Below are 16573 nucleotides of genomic sequence, written 5' to 3' on the forward strand. Positions count from 1 at the left end.
AATATTTTGAGGCGTTTTATATGTGAAAACTAGTTCTATTTATATATAAAGTGGCCTATGAATAAAAATTCTACTCTAAAGTGTGATGATGTAGTTGTAAAAAAAGATTTAAAACCAAAAGCTAAGACTATAGACTTTTTAAAAAAGTTTGCGAGAGTCTATTATGCAGATGGTAAATTATCACAAGAATTTAAAGGTACGATACTGAACTAAACACAGTGTCAGTTATGTTCTAAAGCAATCTTATCAAATAAGGTTGCTTTATTCTTTTGATTCAATCTTAAAAAGTACCACTCCTTTGTATGGGTAAATGCTGACGGAAAAGCAGAAAAAAGAACAATCGAAACTGGAATACTGATTCATGGAGGCGTAATGATAGAAAAGGGGCTCAAAGTAGGTGAAGAAGTGATAGTTGCAGGACAACAAAAAGTAAGTGAACAGACACATATCGTTACGAAAAAATGAAAAAGATGAAGAATAAGAAACGCAATGCCATTGAATGGGCGATGCATTACCGGCAAATTATTATCCTTATCACCTGTTGCCTGATGGCATTCGGTGTCTTCGGATTGTCGAAGATGAAGAAAAATGAATTTCCAGACTTCACCATCCGGCAAGGAATTGTTGCAGCGGTTTATCCGGGAGCTACTGTGGAAGAGGTAGAAGAACAAGTAGCTAAACCCTTGGAGAACTATATCTTCAGTTATAAAGAAGTTAAGAAAAGCAAGACACAGACCACCTGTATGGATGGAATGGTGGTACTACAGGTACAGTTGAATGATGATATAACCAATAAAGAAGAATTTTGGAGCAAGTTCAAGCATGGAATCAGCGAGTTCAAAAGTGAACTGCCTCGTGGGGTGCTTGCAGTACGCGTAATGGATGACTTTGGTGATACTTCGGCTTTATTGATAACAATGGAAAGCGGCGATAAAACTTATCGCGAACTAAACACCTACATGGACGGGCTGAAAGACCAGTTGCGCAGAATAGAAAGCGTAGGTCGGCTGAATACATTCGGAATGCAACAGGAACAAATTTCTATTTATCTGGATAATGAGCAGTTGTCACATTACGGCATCAACGACCAGACACTGGCACTGACTTTATTCACCAAAGGATTTACCACTACTGCCGGACGGGTGAAAACAGACGATTATGTTTCCCCAGTCTATGTAGGCAAATCATTGAATACTTTGAGAGACGTGCAGGAAATGATAGTCTATTCAGACCCGAAAGGAAACAACATTCGCCTGAAAGACATTGCAAGGGTAACGAAAGAATATCCCACACAGGAATCGTTTATTACGAATAATGGAAAGAAGTGCCTGCTGCTCAGTGTAGAGATGAAAAAGGGAAAAAACATCGTGCAGATGGGGGAAGAAGTGAACCAAGCATTGGCTTCCTACAAAGAATCACTGCCCGAAGATGTACACCTATTTACTATCACTGACCAAAGTAAAGTGGTAGATGATAGTGTGACCACTTTTCTGCACGAATTAATTATTGCCATCGTGGCTGTTATTATTGTAGTCATGTTGCTGATGCCGTTTCGGGTGGCTATGGTAGCAGCATCTACTATCCCTGTTACCATTTTCATCTCATTAGGGCTGTTCTATGCATTGGGGATTGAGCTCAACACAGTGACCTTGGCAGCTTTAATAGTAACTTTGGGAATGATCGTTGACAATTCTATTGTAATCATAGACAGTTATCTGGAGAAAATATCTCAGGGAATGTCCCGTTGGCATGCATCAATAGAAAGTGCAACTCATTTTTTTAAATCCATATTCTCCGCTACATTAGCCATAAGCATTACTTTCTTCCCGTTCCTGTTCATCCTGAAGGGAATGACGCATGATTTTATGATGAGTTTTCCATGGGCTATCACCCTGATATTATTCATCTCCTTGTTGGTTGCCGAGTTATTAGTTCCCTTTATGCAATTCTATTTTATACGCAAACCAATAGAAAGTGAAATTCCGAAGAACAATAGAAAGAAATTCTCTTTTCTGGATATTATACAGAAAGGATACAACCTATTGCTGGATAAATGTTTTGCTTATCCACGAATCACGATTGGCATTGGAATTTTTACTGTAATAATGGGCATCATACTAATGAGCCAATTACCTCAGAAGCTGATGCCTACAGCAGAAAGAAATCAGTTTGCAGTAGAAATTTACATGCCTACCGGCACATCGTTAGAGAAAACAGTGCAGATAGCAGATAGTCTGGAACATCTGTTATGCAAAGACAAACGCATTGTTTCCATTGCTTCTTTCAAGGGAACTTCATCTCCACGTTTTCAGAATTCGTACGCCCCACAACCAGGCGGAAGTAATTTCGCCCAGTTCATAGTAAACACAGGCGGTAACAAAGAGACCCTCGAATTATTAGACGAATATTCTCCAAAATATGCAGAATACTTTCCTGAAGCAGTGGTAAGATTTAAAGAGCTAAGTTACAGCGAAGCAACCCACCCCATCGAGGTACGAATCAGTGGAGACAGCTTGGCAATACTGAAGCATCAAGCAACAAAAATCGCGGAAATCTTGCGCAGTATGCCTCAACTAAATCTTGTGCGGATTAATCTCAATGAGCCATTGTCCGCCACCCGGATTGAATTGAATGAAGATGAATCCCTCCGTTTTGGCATCACAAACACTTCTGTAGAAACGACTCTTGCCATGCGCTATGGCAACGGTGTTCCGGTAGCTACAGCATGGGAAGGTGATTATGATATCAATATAGTCTTGAAAAGTACACAAGCTGATTCCACCAGTTCCAAACACCTTGAAGACGAACGAATCTCCACATACGGAGGATTGTCCGATGTACCTTTACGACAGATAGCAAGAATTGTTCCGGTTTGGAATGATGGGCAAATAGTCCGTCGCAACGGAATCAGAACTGTAACTGTACTGGCAGAGGTAGACCGAGGAATGAATGTAATAGAAGCAACAAAGGAAATTCAAAAGAAATTATCCGAAGTGCCGATATTCGAAGGAGTGACACTGACTTATGGCGGCGAACTGGAAGAGAGTGAAGAACAGATGCCCGACATCATGGCTGGTTTATGTATCTCGGTGGTCATCATCTTTTTTATCCTGCTTTGGCATTTTAAAAGAATCAGTACAGCAGTCATGATGCTTCTATGCCTTACACTCTGCTTGTTCGGAACGGCAATCGGAATCTTGATACAGGGAGTAGACTTTGGCGTGACTTGTGTGTTAGGTATCGTCAGTCTGATGGGAATTTTGGTACGTAATGGCATTATTATGATAGATTATGCCGAAGAACTTAGAACAAATGAAAAGATGACGGCACATCAGGCTATCTACCACTCGGCACAACGCCGCATGCGGCCTATTTTCCTTACTTCGGCTGCCGCATCAATAGGAGTTATACCGATGATACTAGGAGGAAGCGGCCTTTGGATGCCTATGGGAACCGTCATTTTTTACGGAACAATGATAACAATGATTTTAATTCTTACTGTCATGCCCGTTTGCTACTGGCTGATGATGAGTGGAACTACCGACAAACGAAAACAATCAGCAAAACTGGAACTCGAATAATTAATAATGAAAAAGATGAATCAGAATTATCGAAAAATAATAGTTTATGCCCTGAGCGGATTTATTTCGCTCTCGGTTTATGGACAAAAGGCTTATACACTTGAACAATGCCATTCAATAGCCCTAGCTCATAATATTCAGATGAAAAAGGCTCAAATGGATTTAAAGGTAGCAGAGCAGACAAAAAAAGAAGCTTTCACCAATTATTTTCCTACAGTAGAAGCTACCGGGGCAACATTCAATGCCAATAAAAGTTTATTGAAAAAGGAAGTAGCTCCGGGTATGGAACTATCTATGATCAAAAACGGCATTGTAGGTGGTATCACTGCTACCCAACCCCTATTTGCAGGAGGCCAGATTATGAATGGAAACAAGCTGGCAAAAATAGGTATTGATGTAAGCCGCTTGCAGATGTGGCAATCCGAAAACGAGGTAAATTATACTACGGAACAGTACTATTGGCAAATAATTATTTTGCAGGAAAAATTGAACACAGTCATAACCGTAGAAAGAATGCTCGACCGTTTATGCCAGGATGTTACAGTGGCTGTTAATGCCGGGATGACCAAACGGAATGAATTATTGCAAGTAGAATTAAAACAGAATGAAGTTGCCAGCAACAGGATAAAACTGGAAAACGGACTATCTCTAAGCAAGATGGTATTGGCACAACACATGGGAGTGGATAATGAAGGCTTTGATATCGTGACAGAATTATTAACTGAAAATATACCACCTATTCCTGAACAGCTTCGTAGAGATCACCGTGCTTCTTTGGTTTTAACTCCCGAATATAATTTACTGGAAAAAAACGTAGAAGCCAATTTATTGAAAAAGAGACTGGCTATTGGGAAAAATCTGCCCACCATAGCTATTGGAGCAGGATATATGTACGATGATTTAATGGATAAATCTCACCCATTCGGCATTGCTTTCGCTACTGTATCCATCCCTATCTCTAATTGGTGGGGAGGTTCATACGACATCAAAAAGCAAAAATTACAACTAAAATTAGCCGAAGATGAAAAGGATGATACCAGTAAACTACTAATGATTAAGATGCAACAAGCGTGGAATGATCTGGAAGATTCTTATAAGCAGATTCTGCTTGCCAGAAGGTCAATAGAACAGGCTACGGAGAATTTAAGATTAAACGAGAATTACTATAAGGCAGGAACCAGCAGCATGAGCGACTTATTAGATGCACAATCTATGTTCCAACAAGGAAAAGATAAGTATGTAGATGCTTACGCACAGTATCAAATGCAGATTCTCGAATATCTACAGGCTACAGGACGTTAATAAAAATAGAGTTAATCATTGGTACGGGAGATTTAAAATCTTAATAATCTCCCGTATTCCATTCCTCATATCAAGAGAAACGGTGGATATTCTCACTAATCAATCGATATAACTCCTGCATGTGAGGTTCATCAGCAAGCATTTGTAAATGCCTATTAATAACATTTTCGTCATACCGCACAGCAGGTCCTGTTTGAGCTTCACGAGGTTCCATTTCATGAACCTTATTGGCAGTCTCGTCAATCAATGGAAGCATCACATCAAATGGAAGTTGATATTTCTTCAACAAATCAGCAGCAAGGGCATACATGTGATTGGTAAAGTTGCAAGTAAACACTGCAGCAAGATGTAAGTTCTTTCGTTGCTCGGATGTAGCTTCGTGCACTTTCTCAGATAATACGGATGCGATATCCTTCAAAAACAGTGTATCCTCTGCCGAATGGCTTTCCACAAAGATGGGTATTTCTCTAAAATCCACTTCACGCTGCTTGCTGAATGTTTGCATAGGATAGAACACTCCGTATCGCTCCGCCTGCCCTTCCCAAATGTTCATTGGAATACTTCCAGCTGTATGTACCCATAAAGCATTTTTTTTACCAGCTATAATCTCAGGAAGCAACTGCACAAAAGCAGCATCTTTCAATGAAACGATATAAAGTTGCGCATCATTAACAATGGAAGACAAATCCGTTGTATACTCTGCCTCAACAGCTTCTGCTAATGAAACTGCCGATTCCTTTGTCCGGCTGTAAATCTGAACGATACGAAATCCTTTCCGATAAAGCGCCTTTGCCAAATTCGTTGCCAGATTTCCGGCACCAATAAAGACAATCGACGTATCTTCTACACTTCTTTTCATCTTACTTTGTTGAAACTAAATACAAAATAGCACCAATCACTAACAAAGCTACCGGCAATAGATAGGCGGACATTGTACCAAGCAATGCAGTTATTAACCCAAAATTCAATATCAACCACAACCCTATCAGAACCAATCCTACTGACTTGTCATGCTTAAATAGAAGGAAGATCACTGCTGTATAAAGCAAAAAATTATCCTTGTTCATCACCCACGGCAAACCAATTGCTGAGAAATGTACTAACTTATCTATCAGATAAAGTATACCAAACACGATTAGAGTAATGGCTGTAGCCTTATAGGTATCACGGTTGTTGTTTGCTTTTGCTGCACTCACCGTTATTGCCCTCCGAATTTATTGATGTGTATTTTTTCCCATTGCAGATGTTCTTCATCGAATGGTTTACGTTCCATACCTTTATGGCCGATAGCAATGATGCTGAGTACCTGCAACTGTAAAGGCAGATCAAGTACATTGTGCACATAGTCATTAGACGGTATACCATTTGCAGCAGAGCGTTCGCGCACTTGCACCCAACAACTGCCCAAGCCCATATCTTCAGCCTGAAGTTGCAAATAAATGGAGGCGATGGAAGCATCTTCAATCCATACGTCACTAGCCAGCGGATCAGCAGTCACCACTACTGCCAATGCAGCATCAGCAATGAATTGCGATGCTTGTTCTTTACAGAAAGAGAGTTTTTTCAGTGTCTCTTTTTCATCGACCACAATAAATTGCCAAGCATTGCTACGCTTTGAAGTAGGCGCCATTAAAGCAGCTTTCATCAAGGTCACAACCTGTTCCTGAGTCAATTCTTCTTCTGTAAATTTCCGCATACTGCGGCGGGCTTTTATTAATTCACTGAAACTTTCCATAACATATTTGTGTTTAATAAATGCAAAGATACGAGATTATTTTTAAATTTGCAGTCAATGCCTTTGAAACTGACCACATATTACTGCGGAAGTAAGGTTCCTGAATTACCAGGTACCAACACATTCCATTCTACAGAACTATTCCGAATCTATGAAGCAACACCGGGATATGCTCCTGTACTCATCGTTGCATCCATTGATGACAAGCCCGTAGCTAAACTACTTGCTGCTTTACGTAAAAGTGTCCGGATGTTTCCTCCAGGTATTATAAAAAGATGCGAAATCTATGGCACCGGAGAATATTTTGATGATACTTTAGATAAAGAAGCTATCTTCAGCGATATATTGGAAAGACTCACCAATGAAGCTCTACGTAACTCATTTCTAATTGAATTCCGAAATCTAGAAAATGCTATGTTCGGTTACAAGTCTTTTCGGGAAAACAGTTATTTTGCAGTCAACTGGTTACGCGTACGCAATTCATTACACAATATAGAAAAAGTGGAAGAACGTTTTAGTCCTTCACGAATCCGCCAAATAAAGAAAGGATTAAAGAATGGCGCACAGATAAGAGAGGTACAGACGCAAGAAGAGACTCATGACTTCGCACGTATGTTACACCACATATATTCTTCAAAAATACGTCGACATTTTCCGAATATAAAATTCTTCCAACTTCTCGAATCTCATCTAATGACCAAGCAGCAAAGCAAGATTTTCATTGTCACCTATAAAGAGAAGATCATTGGTGGCAGTGCTTGTATCTATTCGGATGATAGTGCCTATTTATGGTTTTCAGGTGGCATGCGTAAGACATACGCTTTGCAATACCCCGGCATTCTTGCCGTTTGGAAAGCATTGGATGATGCCAAACAACGCGGATTCCGCCATGTGGAATTCATGGATGTAGGCTTACCTTTCCGCAAACATGGATATCGGGAGTTTGTTCTTCGTTTCGGAGGGAAACAAAGCAGCACCCGACGCTGGTTCCGCTTTCGCTGGGACTGGCTGAATCGGGTGCTGATAAAGATTTATGAATAACTCTATTGAGCTATCTTGAAAACAACTGAGCTATAAGCAGGCATCTTTATTAAGGTATTATTGCCCTCCTTCTGTTGCTGAATATTTCCATTTTTCCCAATGGCTTTCTCTATATTGTCTGTCAATGAGATCTGTACTTCGGATGCTCCAAAGTTATGAACCACCAACAATTTCTCACTACCTTTAGTCATATACCAAGCAGCGATTGATTTCTCCGTCGTATTACTTTCATTATACTTAGTATGTTTAGTCATACTACCCTGAGCAAGAGCTGGATATATATTGCGAAGTTTTGAGAATTGCATATAGACATTCAACAGAGAATTAGCATCCGACTGCTGTTCCTTAACCGTCTTCACATTCGATTTGTTAATACCACTCATATAGTCCGTAGTAGCATTATCTCCCCATTGCATAGGTTCACGCACATTCTGATCACCGTTACCTTCTTTTGTAACACCATAAAATCCTAATTCCTCACCGTAATAAATATACGGTTCGCCGGCAGAAGTCAACAATACCGCAGCAGCCAGTTTTTCTTTAGCTTCCGACTTGCCTAATTTTAGTCCTGTACGGTCTTCATCGTGATTCGAAAGCTTAGTAGCTTCTATGTAATCCGAACGATTTGCAGCATAAAGTTGTTGATAACCCATGATATCTTTAGCAAAATAACAACCTGTATTATTGTTAATAGCCCATTCCAAACGATACCAGAAGTCGAATTCAAACAATGCAGGTAGACCTTGATAATAAGGTGCCACTTCATCAGCTCCGGAAAGTACTTCACCTACCATATAAAGTTCATCTGTTTTCCCTTTTTGCTTATAGTAAGTATTCAACTCATCATAGAAGTTTTTAAGGAAAGTAGGATTCTCCGAACCTTTTGGATTGTGATAAATATGCTTCACGGCATCCAGTCGGAAACCATCCACTCCACGGTCTATCCAACCTTTGGCAGCATTTACTACTTCTTTAAATACCGGTGAATTCTTCAAATTGGCAACTTTGCCATAATTAAGATCGGCAAAAGAGGCTGTGTAGAAATGAGAATGATAATACCACAGGTTCATAGATTCCATCAAAATATCAGCATTTGCATTCTGCTTCAAAGGGAAAGGCTCTCCAAACTTCACTTTACTACCCTCTGATTCAGCGCCATATTTATCATCTCCCCACTCTGTATTACTAGTGCGAACTAAAAATCCCCAAGGAGATGCAAAGTCTACAGTCAGTTCATATTTACCATTTCCTTTGTCATAGAACTTTTTACATACGGCAGGATCTCCATAATAAAGATATTTAGCACCTGTCGTACTTTGATCGGGATTATCCGCATCTGCCGTTTCCGCTTTAACCACGGTTACGGTTGGTTTCAAAGTATTCGACCAATCAAGTGTAAATTTATAGCATCCCTTTGCTACTTCCGATGAATTTGTCGTTGTGTACCACTCAGCCGCATTATATCCATTAGATCCTTCACTGGCAATCATATCTATCTTTCCAGCCACAATATCAGTTTTGGGAGCTTGTGAGAAGATGTAATAGTCGCGATATGTATTGTCTGTAGAGGTTTTGGCAGCTTGAAACCAAGGGTGTTCCACACTGGTATGGTTCAGCACATAGTCCAAATAAATTTTAATACCTCGATTGTGTGCTTCAGTAATCAGTCGGTCGAAATCATTTTCCGTACCGAATTTCTCATTCACCTTAGTGTAGTCTATCACATCATAACCATGATAGGAAGGAGAAGGATGGATAGGAGAAAGCCAAATAGCCTTCACTCCCAAAGAATTGATATAATCCAACTTGGAAATTAACCCATTGATATCACCATATTTATCACCATTGCTGTCTGCAAAAGAATATACCAGTAATTGATAAGAAATATCCGCACGTTTTACGCCATCCCAATCAGCGGGTGAAGCGACAACAGTGGACCATCCTGCAGGTGGCTCCGGTTCTGGATCAGGTTCAGGAACTGGAGTATTATTATTATCACTACATGCTGAAAATGCAAATATCAGACACCATGATAAAAGGAATAAGAAAGAATAAATAGAATGTTTTTTCATGATTTTCAAGCTATTGGATTATTAAAGTCTTACATACGATACAAATTTAAAAAAGAAGTAGAATGGAATTCAATAAAAGAAATGAAAAGCCTTAAGTTTTATATGAAAACGTTTGCATGATAAGAAACATTTCCTTTCTTTCATTGAATACCGACATATCTCTTTTTAATATTCAGGAACTCCTCCACCAACTTCCAATATTCCTCCTGATTTTGAGGACTTGGATGCCAGTCCGGATCAGGATTATTGCTGACGGCTTTTCCCCAATTGGTATCATCCATAAACTTATAATCAACCGTACAAGAAGATAATTCTTTTATAGGTTTAAAAAAGATGTACCCATCAAACAAGCCGGATAAAGTCAAACCTTGATGTCCCATTGAATAATAACTACTATCTTTCAAACTACCTAAAGGTGAATTCTTCAAATCAAAACCTACCGGCTTATTATTACATTTATTCATGACGCTTTCTAATTCTCCGGATGCCGGAGAAATCCATCCAGGTTGATGATTCGGATAATTAGCAAATGGCTGATGAAGCGCCACTGCCAGCACCCTTTTTCCGTATTTTGAATAAAGCAAGTTTCCTAAAAAGTTCTTTTCATAACGCACAAACCCGGGAGAAGTATAATCATAATATGGAAATTGATAAAAAGTAAAGGCATGGGGAGTTCCTGTTAAAACCAGTATCTTATGTTTTTGTGACAAACATTCCCGTTCTAATAAAGAGCACCTAAACTCCTCCGTATTCCCTAAAGGAAATACTTTTTTTATATTTTCAGGTGTTCTTACTTTTTCAAACTCCTTCCAGTTGTAGCAATAACTAATATTCAAAACACGGAACTTTCGTGCTGTATCAGCCAATGAATGATTCCATTCCCATGCCGCTTTGTAAATCGCCATATATTCGACAACAGCCCAGCGTGTATTATAGTTAAACATCAGTTCCCGTGCCAATTGTTCATCATATTTGGGTGCATTTATAAGAGAATCCAATCGTTTTTGATCTTCATACGCACCGAATTCCATGCCCAACATATATATGCCATTTTCATATAACTTAGGTATCAAATTCCGGATAAAATCCAAGTTTTCTTTTACAGCATGATCTTCTGCTAACAGAATTATATCGGCCTCCTTAAACTTTGTAATCAAATAATCATCCGGTGAAATTCCCTCATTACAAACATAGTCAACTAAGCTATCCTGCCCTTGTCCTTGCGCTTTTACAATTATTGAAAGAGAAAGCAAACAGAAAAGAATATATATTTTTTTCATATCACTCGTTTAATATCCACACTATAGTTCAAGTACTAAAACTTCCTTAGGAAGTAGATGTAGTATTTCACCTAGTTGTATAACTTTACCAGTCAAAACATCAATACCACTTGTATTATGTCCAATTACCTCTTTATAATGCGCCAATTCTAAGTCAACTTCCTTAGAAACTCCATTCATAACAACCAGAACACTTTTCCCGTTGTGTGACCGTTCATAAACATATACATTATTACGAGGCATAAAATGTTTCATCCGCCCATTTGAGATAACTTCATTTCCTTTACGCCACTGCAATAATTTTCTCATAAAATCAAAAGCTTCCTGTTGCATAGCAGTTCTTCCTTTTTTATCAAATACACTTGTTGTATCTCCCTTCCAACCACCCGGCATATCAGGGCGAATATAACCATAGTCAATCTTTGTATTGCCAGTCATCAACAACTCCTGTCCGTAATATAATTGTGGAATACCAGGAATTGTCAACAATAAAACCACAGCTTGTTTATAAGCATCCAGATTTTTCGGAGTCTCCAACAAGAAACGATCAGTATCATGATTTTCAAATAAGCGCATTACGTTATTTATATCAGAATAACAAAAGTCATATGCCAAATGCTCAAATATAAGTTGAAGGCCGGTATTCCATGAGGTTTCTTCATGGAAAGCATTGCTAGCTATTGATTGTAAATGGAAATCCATTACTGATTTCAACTCTGTATTTCCATTCTTATTTACCGGACTATTCTGTTGCCAATATCCTGCACCGGTAGGGTTAGTTATCATTGATTCACCTACAATATTTAAATTGGGATATTCTTCAAAAACTTCTTTACACCAACGAACCATCATATCCCCATCGGGATAGGGGTAGGTATCTTGGCGAATACCATCCAAGTTTGCATACTCAACCCACCAGATTGAATTCTGAATCAAGTAATCGGCAACAAAATGATTTCTCTGGTTCAGATCAGGCATAGTAGGCACAAACCATCCGTCCGTCATTTCTTCTTTATCTATATCAGCAGCATAAGGATCAAAGAATGAAGTTTTATTATGATTGGTCTGTACATACTCGAATGGATTATTAAACCAATCACGCATAGGAAGGTCAATTAACCAAGGATGTTTGCTACCACAGTGGTTGAATACCATATCCATAATCAGTTTCATTCCTCGCCGGTGCAATAACTCTGCCAGTTGCACATAATCCTCATTATTACCCAAACGAGGATCTATCCGATAGTAATCAGTGGCTGCATAACCATGATAAGAGCCTTTGCCCATATCATTTTCTAAAATGGGAGTAGTCCAGATTGTAGTGATACCTAAACTGTCCAAATAATCTAAATGCTTCACAATACCAGCTATATCTCCGCCATGGCGAGCGCTTACATCATTACGATTTACTGTATAAGGATGTTTCATTATCACTTTGTCATTAGTTTCATCACCATTCGCAAATCGATCGGGCATCAATAAATAAACCACATCAGAAGAGTTGAAACCAACTTTATCTTCACCTTTTCCTTTACGTTCTTTCAGTTCATAAGAGTAATTCAGTTTCTTCTTTCCTTTTACAAATTCAATAGAAAACTTACCCGGAGCTGCATCCTTGACATCCAAATATAGGATTAAATAGTTAGGACTTTCCATTGGATGCACACTTTTTAGTGTAACTCCCGGATGATTAATTATAGGTTTGTAAGTCGCAATATTAGTACCATATACCATTAATTGCAACTGAGTATTTTTCATACCGCACCACCAGAAGGCTGGTTCTATTCTTTCCACCTTCTCAGCCTTTTCATTACCTAACAAAAACTGTAACGGAGTATCCAAACGTCTCATCCAATCTTTTTCCATGTGACCGGCACCAGGAAAAACTTTAGATACCCACATAGGTTCATTCCATCCTTTGCGCTGCATCAATTTGTCCAGTTCATCCTGATAAGGTGGATAATAGGCATCCAATGTCGCATCACCTCTATCCATATAAATCAACCGGCTATTTGCTTTGGGAAGCTTTTCATCAAGATAACTACGAAACGCTTCAGACCATTTATCTGCCTTTTCTTTCGCCATTCCATCGTTACTTAGTATCATTGGCACATGTGTTGATAAACAAGCAGCCCCTCCAAATACATCCGGATATTCGCAAATTGCATAAAGAGAGATAAGTCCACCCATGCTCGACCCCATGACAAATGTACTATTGCACCCTTTGTTTGTAGAATATTCTTTATCAATAAACGGCTTGACCTCTTCCACCAGAAAACGAAGATAGTTATCAGCATTAAAATGAATATCTTTGGAAATATTCTCATTTGACAAGTATTGCAAAGTTTTCTGTGGGAAATAATCCTCATAACGGCTTTTTGCAATGTTGGCAATTCCTACTACAATACAAGATTTGATTTTTTTCTCATCCTGCAATTTGCCCACAACTTCATCAACTCCCCAATCTTGTTTATTCCAAGTATTAGTGCCATCGAAAAGCATTTGTCCATCGTGCATATAAATGACATCGTATTTTTTCTTTTCTGAATAGTCTGAAGGTAACCAAACAAAAACATCACGCGAAGAAATAATAGAAGACTTAAATTCAGGGTATTCAACCAGTCGTCCTGACGATACAGTTTGCTTGGCAGCGCCCGATTGACTTAATAACAAAGCAAATAATAAAAATAAAGTTTTAATATTCATAGCATATAAAATAAGATAATATTATTACAAGAACACCATCCACTGTCCAAATGCTCTCCGGCAAGTGTGACTTTCCACTTCTATCCAGTAGTCTCAAAATTGAAGCCAATAAAACTTATTGTGCACCAAAAGAAAGAAGTTTCACGCAAATTAGTTATTTCCACAATATTCGGCTACTCTGATTTATCACTTTATAAATAGAGAGAGTATGTCTTTCGGCATACTCTCTCTATCAATATCGGAAACCCAATCAATTTTTTGTCAAAGTGCAATAACTAGCATCATCATTACTCAAATAGAGCTTAATGGTATAGTTACCGGCATCATCTAAAGTCAAATTATTGGAATCATTAAAAATTAGTTTACCGACTGTACCACCCATATTAATATCCCAACTATTGTTAGCGCGAAATTTGAACTCACCTTTTACCATATCAGTTGTTACCGACCAACAATTAGTAGCCTTATCATATGTCATCGCAGTACTTGTATCCCAGCCACCAGCTGTAGCACTACCAATGAGACCCCATTCCGCTTTTACAGCATTAATAGTAGAAGTATTCATATCTACAGTCAGATAATAAAAGCTAGGATCAACTACTAAATTATTATCAGAACTGGAAGTTATATTAGGGGATTTAGTGGTGAAATAATCATATCCATGATCACCCACCCAAGCCGGGTCGGGAGTTTCATTCACCTTAAAACCACCATCTAGATAAAGATGCCCAGTATAAATCATATTCATAGTAGCAGAATAAAGCTGAGGTGCAGTCGCAGGACTCCATCCTTGATGGTTACCCGGCACCCACATGTAGGGACTTACCTCACCTAATAACTCAATTGTGTATTGTAAATCCATCATGTTAAGTTTAACACGTACCCATTGCTGCTTTTCAATCTGAATAGCTTGCGGATTAACAGAAACTATCTTTCCTTCCAAATCTATAGAACCATCTACTTCACAGCCCATTACACCTGCCCAATCGCCAGATAATGCTGGAATAGCAGACTCTGGAACAATCTTAAAGTATGATTTGTCTTTCGGTGTTTGAAAAGTAATAGTAAAGACGGGATCATCATACACATCCGCATCACTGTGAGACAACTTGAGCAAATGATCTGCATCCCAACCACCGGCAACATCACCTATCAGATAATAAGTAGATTCTATTGTCGGAAGGTCCATAGGAATAGGAGTCACCTTCACCACACTTGAACCCACAAACTCACCACAACGAACACGTGCTTCACCCTCGGATATATAGGCACGGAAGCGAACGTACATATCTCTTTGTTTCGGAGATTTACCAAATAACGTACGGAAAGCTGTATTCAGTTCATCAACCAATACATAACCTGTTGCTGCTTCCAGTTCTACTTTCTTATCGAAACCTTCTGTATTTGAGACCTCAAGCACATAATCCATAGCAGAATACGGGTTCATGGCAGGAGCATCTTTCGTTGTTATTACATACAAGGTGTCGGCAGCAGCTTTTGCCGACAAGTCAAGATCAGCCTTAAAGTCAGCTCCGGTTTCTACCACCAAGCCTTCGTATGACTGCAAATCTTCTTGTTCATTTGTTTGTGGGAAAACTCCCTCATTGAAATCCTCTGTACAAGCAGTCATCAGACCTACCGCAAGGATCGACATTATATATAAACTTAATTTTTTCATCTTAATGCGATTTTTAATGTTTGAGTTACTTATTCGCAACGACCTGTCCCTTTACTGAAGTCCAGATAAACCTTTTGTCCTTTCTTACAGCCAATACGATCTTGGTCGCCACCATTGCCACGATAAGCAATCTTACCATCAAAGAATATGAATTCCGATCTCCACCAATCAATATTTGGGGATAATACTACACAAACACGTAAACAATCATCTCCATCACCAGCACTATCAGCTGCTAAAGCAGGAGATACAAACTCGCCATCGCCTTTAGTTGGTACTGCAAATTTCCACTTATCATCAGCAGCAAAAGCACCACCATTGGCAACTCCAAACACATAAATTGCAGGTTCCATGAAGTCAACAGTATAATCATAGCTACGACCATTGATTGCCACAGTTATCATAACCAGATGCCAAGAAGATTCTTTAAATACAATATTTCCATCATCACTCTTATCGAAGCCAATTCCATTAATTGTAACATTATCTGCCACACCAAACTGGCTGCCATTCCAAGAAGTCGCCGTATTGAACTTAAGTCCCTTACCTTGTTCACACCATATCATAGCCCAGAACTTATCAGGATTACCATTTACCGGTATCATTGAAGTTGCTTTATCCCAATTCCATTCACAGAAGTCACCAATAGCGTAAAGAGCCTGAGGTAATTTCATGTCTTCCAGAGCAAAGTAACTCTTCACCTTCGGCAAAGTGATGACATTTGAGCGTATCTCATTACCTTCCGGAGCATCAGAAATAGATGCTTTTAAACGAACATATACAGGAAAAGCAGATGTCGGAAAGTCTTCCTTTGTTTCTACTCCCAATAAAGGAACAATAGCTACTGCCATTTCTTTAGCACTCACTTCCATACGAGCAGTTGTATAAGCAGTAGGCAATATAGCATAATCAGAGAAATCTTCTTTTGTAGCAATTTCCACCGTATATACTACCGGAGCGGCAAAACCGTAATCAGGTTGCGAACAAGTCAACATAATAGCTCTTGCATCGGCCAAGTCATATTCGGCATTCACATATTTGGGGGTATTCAGATCGAACGTTGTCGGTTTCTGATAAGTGGGATTGGAGTCTCTGTCCTCATCGCAAGAAGAAAAAGCGATAAGCCCCAATATAAAACATAAGAATATATTTAACTTTTTCATATTAAATTCTTTATT

At 38.9% G+C, this 16573-nt stretch carries 12 protein-coding genes and 1 pseudogene; 4 read left to right on the plus strand and 9 right to left on the minus strand.

The annotated features are described in order from the left end of the window. Nucleotides 1-57: 57 nt before the first annotated feature. From Q1W14_RS12975 to Q1W14_RS12985, 3 genes are all read left to right on the plus strand, one after another. Nucleotides 58-213, plus strand: coding sequence for a hypothetical protein (locus tag Q1W14_RS12975; RefSeq protein WP_300702023.1), 156 nt, complete (start codon nucleotides 58-60; stop codon nucleotides 211-213). Between the two features lie 257 nt (nucleotides 214-470). Continuing rightward, the gene (locus tag Q1W14_RS12980) at nucleotides 471-3581 is read left to right on the plus strand and encodes an efflux RND transporter permease subunit (protein WP_300702025.1); all 3111 of its coding nucleotides are present in this window, start codon (nucleotides 471-473) and stop codon (nucleotides 3579-3581) included. 15 nt (nucleotides 3582-3596) lie between these two features. Next, nucleotides 3597-4883, plus strand: a complete 1287-nt coding sequence (locus Q1W14_RS12985; protein WP_300702027.1) for a TolC family protein — start codon at nucleotides 3597-3599, stop codon at nucleotides 4881-4883. A 70-nt stretch (nucleotides 4884-4953) separates the two neighbouring features. Here the strand turns inward: Q1W14_RS12985 and Q1W14_RS12990 are convergent, their stop codons facing one another. From Q1W14_RS12990 to Q1W14_RS13000, 3 genes are read right to left on the minus strand one after another with little or no spacing between them, the layout of a single operon-like run. Next, the gene (locus Q1W14_RS12990; RefSeq protein WP_300702028.1) at nucleotides 4954-5742 is read right to left on the minus strand and encodes a Rossmann-like and DUF2520 domain-containing protein; all 789 of its coding nucleotides are present in this window, start codon (nucleotides 5740-5742) and stop codon (nucleotides 4954-4956) included. 1 nt (nucleotide 5743) lies between these two features. Continuing rightward, nucleotides 5744-6079 carry a hypothetical protein gene (locus Q1W14_RS12995; RefSeq protein ID WP_300702030.1) on the minus strand — a complete coding sequence of 112 codons (336 nt, stop codon included), beginning with the start codon at nucleotides 6077-6079 and terminating at the stop codon, nucleotides 5744-5746. A gap of 2 nt (nucleotides 6080-6081) precedes the next feature. Continuing rightward, nucleotides 6082-6618 (minus strand): nitroreductase family protein, encoded by a 537-nt coding sequence (locus tag Q1W14_RS13000; protein WP_300702031.1) that lies wholly within the window; start codon nucleotides 6616-6618, stop codon nucleotides 6082-6084. A gap of 57 nt (nucleotides 6619-6675) precedes the next feature. Here Q1W14_RS13000 and Q1W14_RS13005 point away from each other — a divergent pair, with 57 nt between their 5' ends. Further along, the gene (locus Q1W14_RS13005; protein ID WP_300702032.1) at nucleotides 6676-7659 is read left to right on the plus strand and encodes a GNAT family N-acetyltransferase; all 984 of its coding nucleotides are present in this window, start codon (nucleotides 6676-6678) and stop codon (nucleotides 7657-7659) included. Between the two features lie 2 nt (nucleotides 7660-7661). Here Q1W14_RS13005 and Q1W14_RS13010 read toward each other — a convergent pair whose 3' ends face one another. The 6 genes and pseudogenes from Q1W14_RS13010 to Q1W14_RS13035 form a co-directional block, all read right to left on the minus strand. Beyond that, the gene (locus Q1W14_RS13010) at nucleotides 7662-9731 is read right to left on the minus strand and encodes an alpha-amylase family glycosyl hydrolase (RefSeq protein ID WP_300702033.1); all 2070 of its coding nucleotides are present in this window, start codon (nucleotides 9729-9731) and stop codon (nucleotides 7662-7664) included. A 140-nt stretch (nucleotides 9732-9871) separates the two neighbouring features. Continuing rightward, nucleotides 9872-11011, minus strand: a complete 1140-nt coding sequence (locus Q1W14_RS13015) for a hypothetical protein (protein ID WP_300702035.1) — start codon at nucleotides 11009-11011, stop codon at nucleotides 9872-9874. Nucleotides 11012-11032: 21 nt separating this feature from the next. Further along, nucleotides 11033-12862 carry a glycoside hydrolase family 13 protein gene (locus tag Q1W14_RS13020; protein ID WP_300702059.1) on the minus strand — a complete coding sequence of 610 codons (1830 nt, stop codon included), beginning with the start codon at nucleotides 12860-12862 and terminating at the stop codon, nucleotides 11033-11035. Nucleotides 12863-12994: 132 nt separating this feature from the next. Continuing rightward, nucleotides 12995-13717, minus strand: a pseudogene (locus Q1W14_RS13025) (alpha/beta hydrolase-fold protein); the annotation flags it as partial. A 250-nt stretch (nucleotides 13718-13967) separates the two neighbouring features. Further along, nucleotides 13968-15395 carry a SusF/SusE family outer membrane protein gene (locus Q1W14_RS13030; protein ID WP_300702036.1) on the minus strand — a complete coding sequence of 476 codons (1428 nt, stop codon included), beginning with the start codon at nucleotides 15393-15395 and terminating at the stop codon, nucleotides 13968-13970. Between the two features lie 29 nt (nucleotides 15396-15424). Further along, the gene (locus Q1W14_RS13035; RefSeq protein ID WP_300702038.1) at nucleotides 15425-16558 is read right to left on the minus strand and encodes a SusF/SusE family outer membrane protein; all 1134 of its coding nucleotides are present in this window, start codon (nucleotides 16556-16558) and stop codon (nucleotides 15425-15427) included. Nucleotides 16559-16573: the final 15 nt, after the last annotated feature.

This window comes from Bacteroides sp., from assembly GCF_030151085.1.
GTDB lineage: Bacteria > Bacteroidota > Bacteroidia > Bacteroidales > Bacteroidaceae > Bacteroides.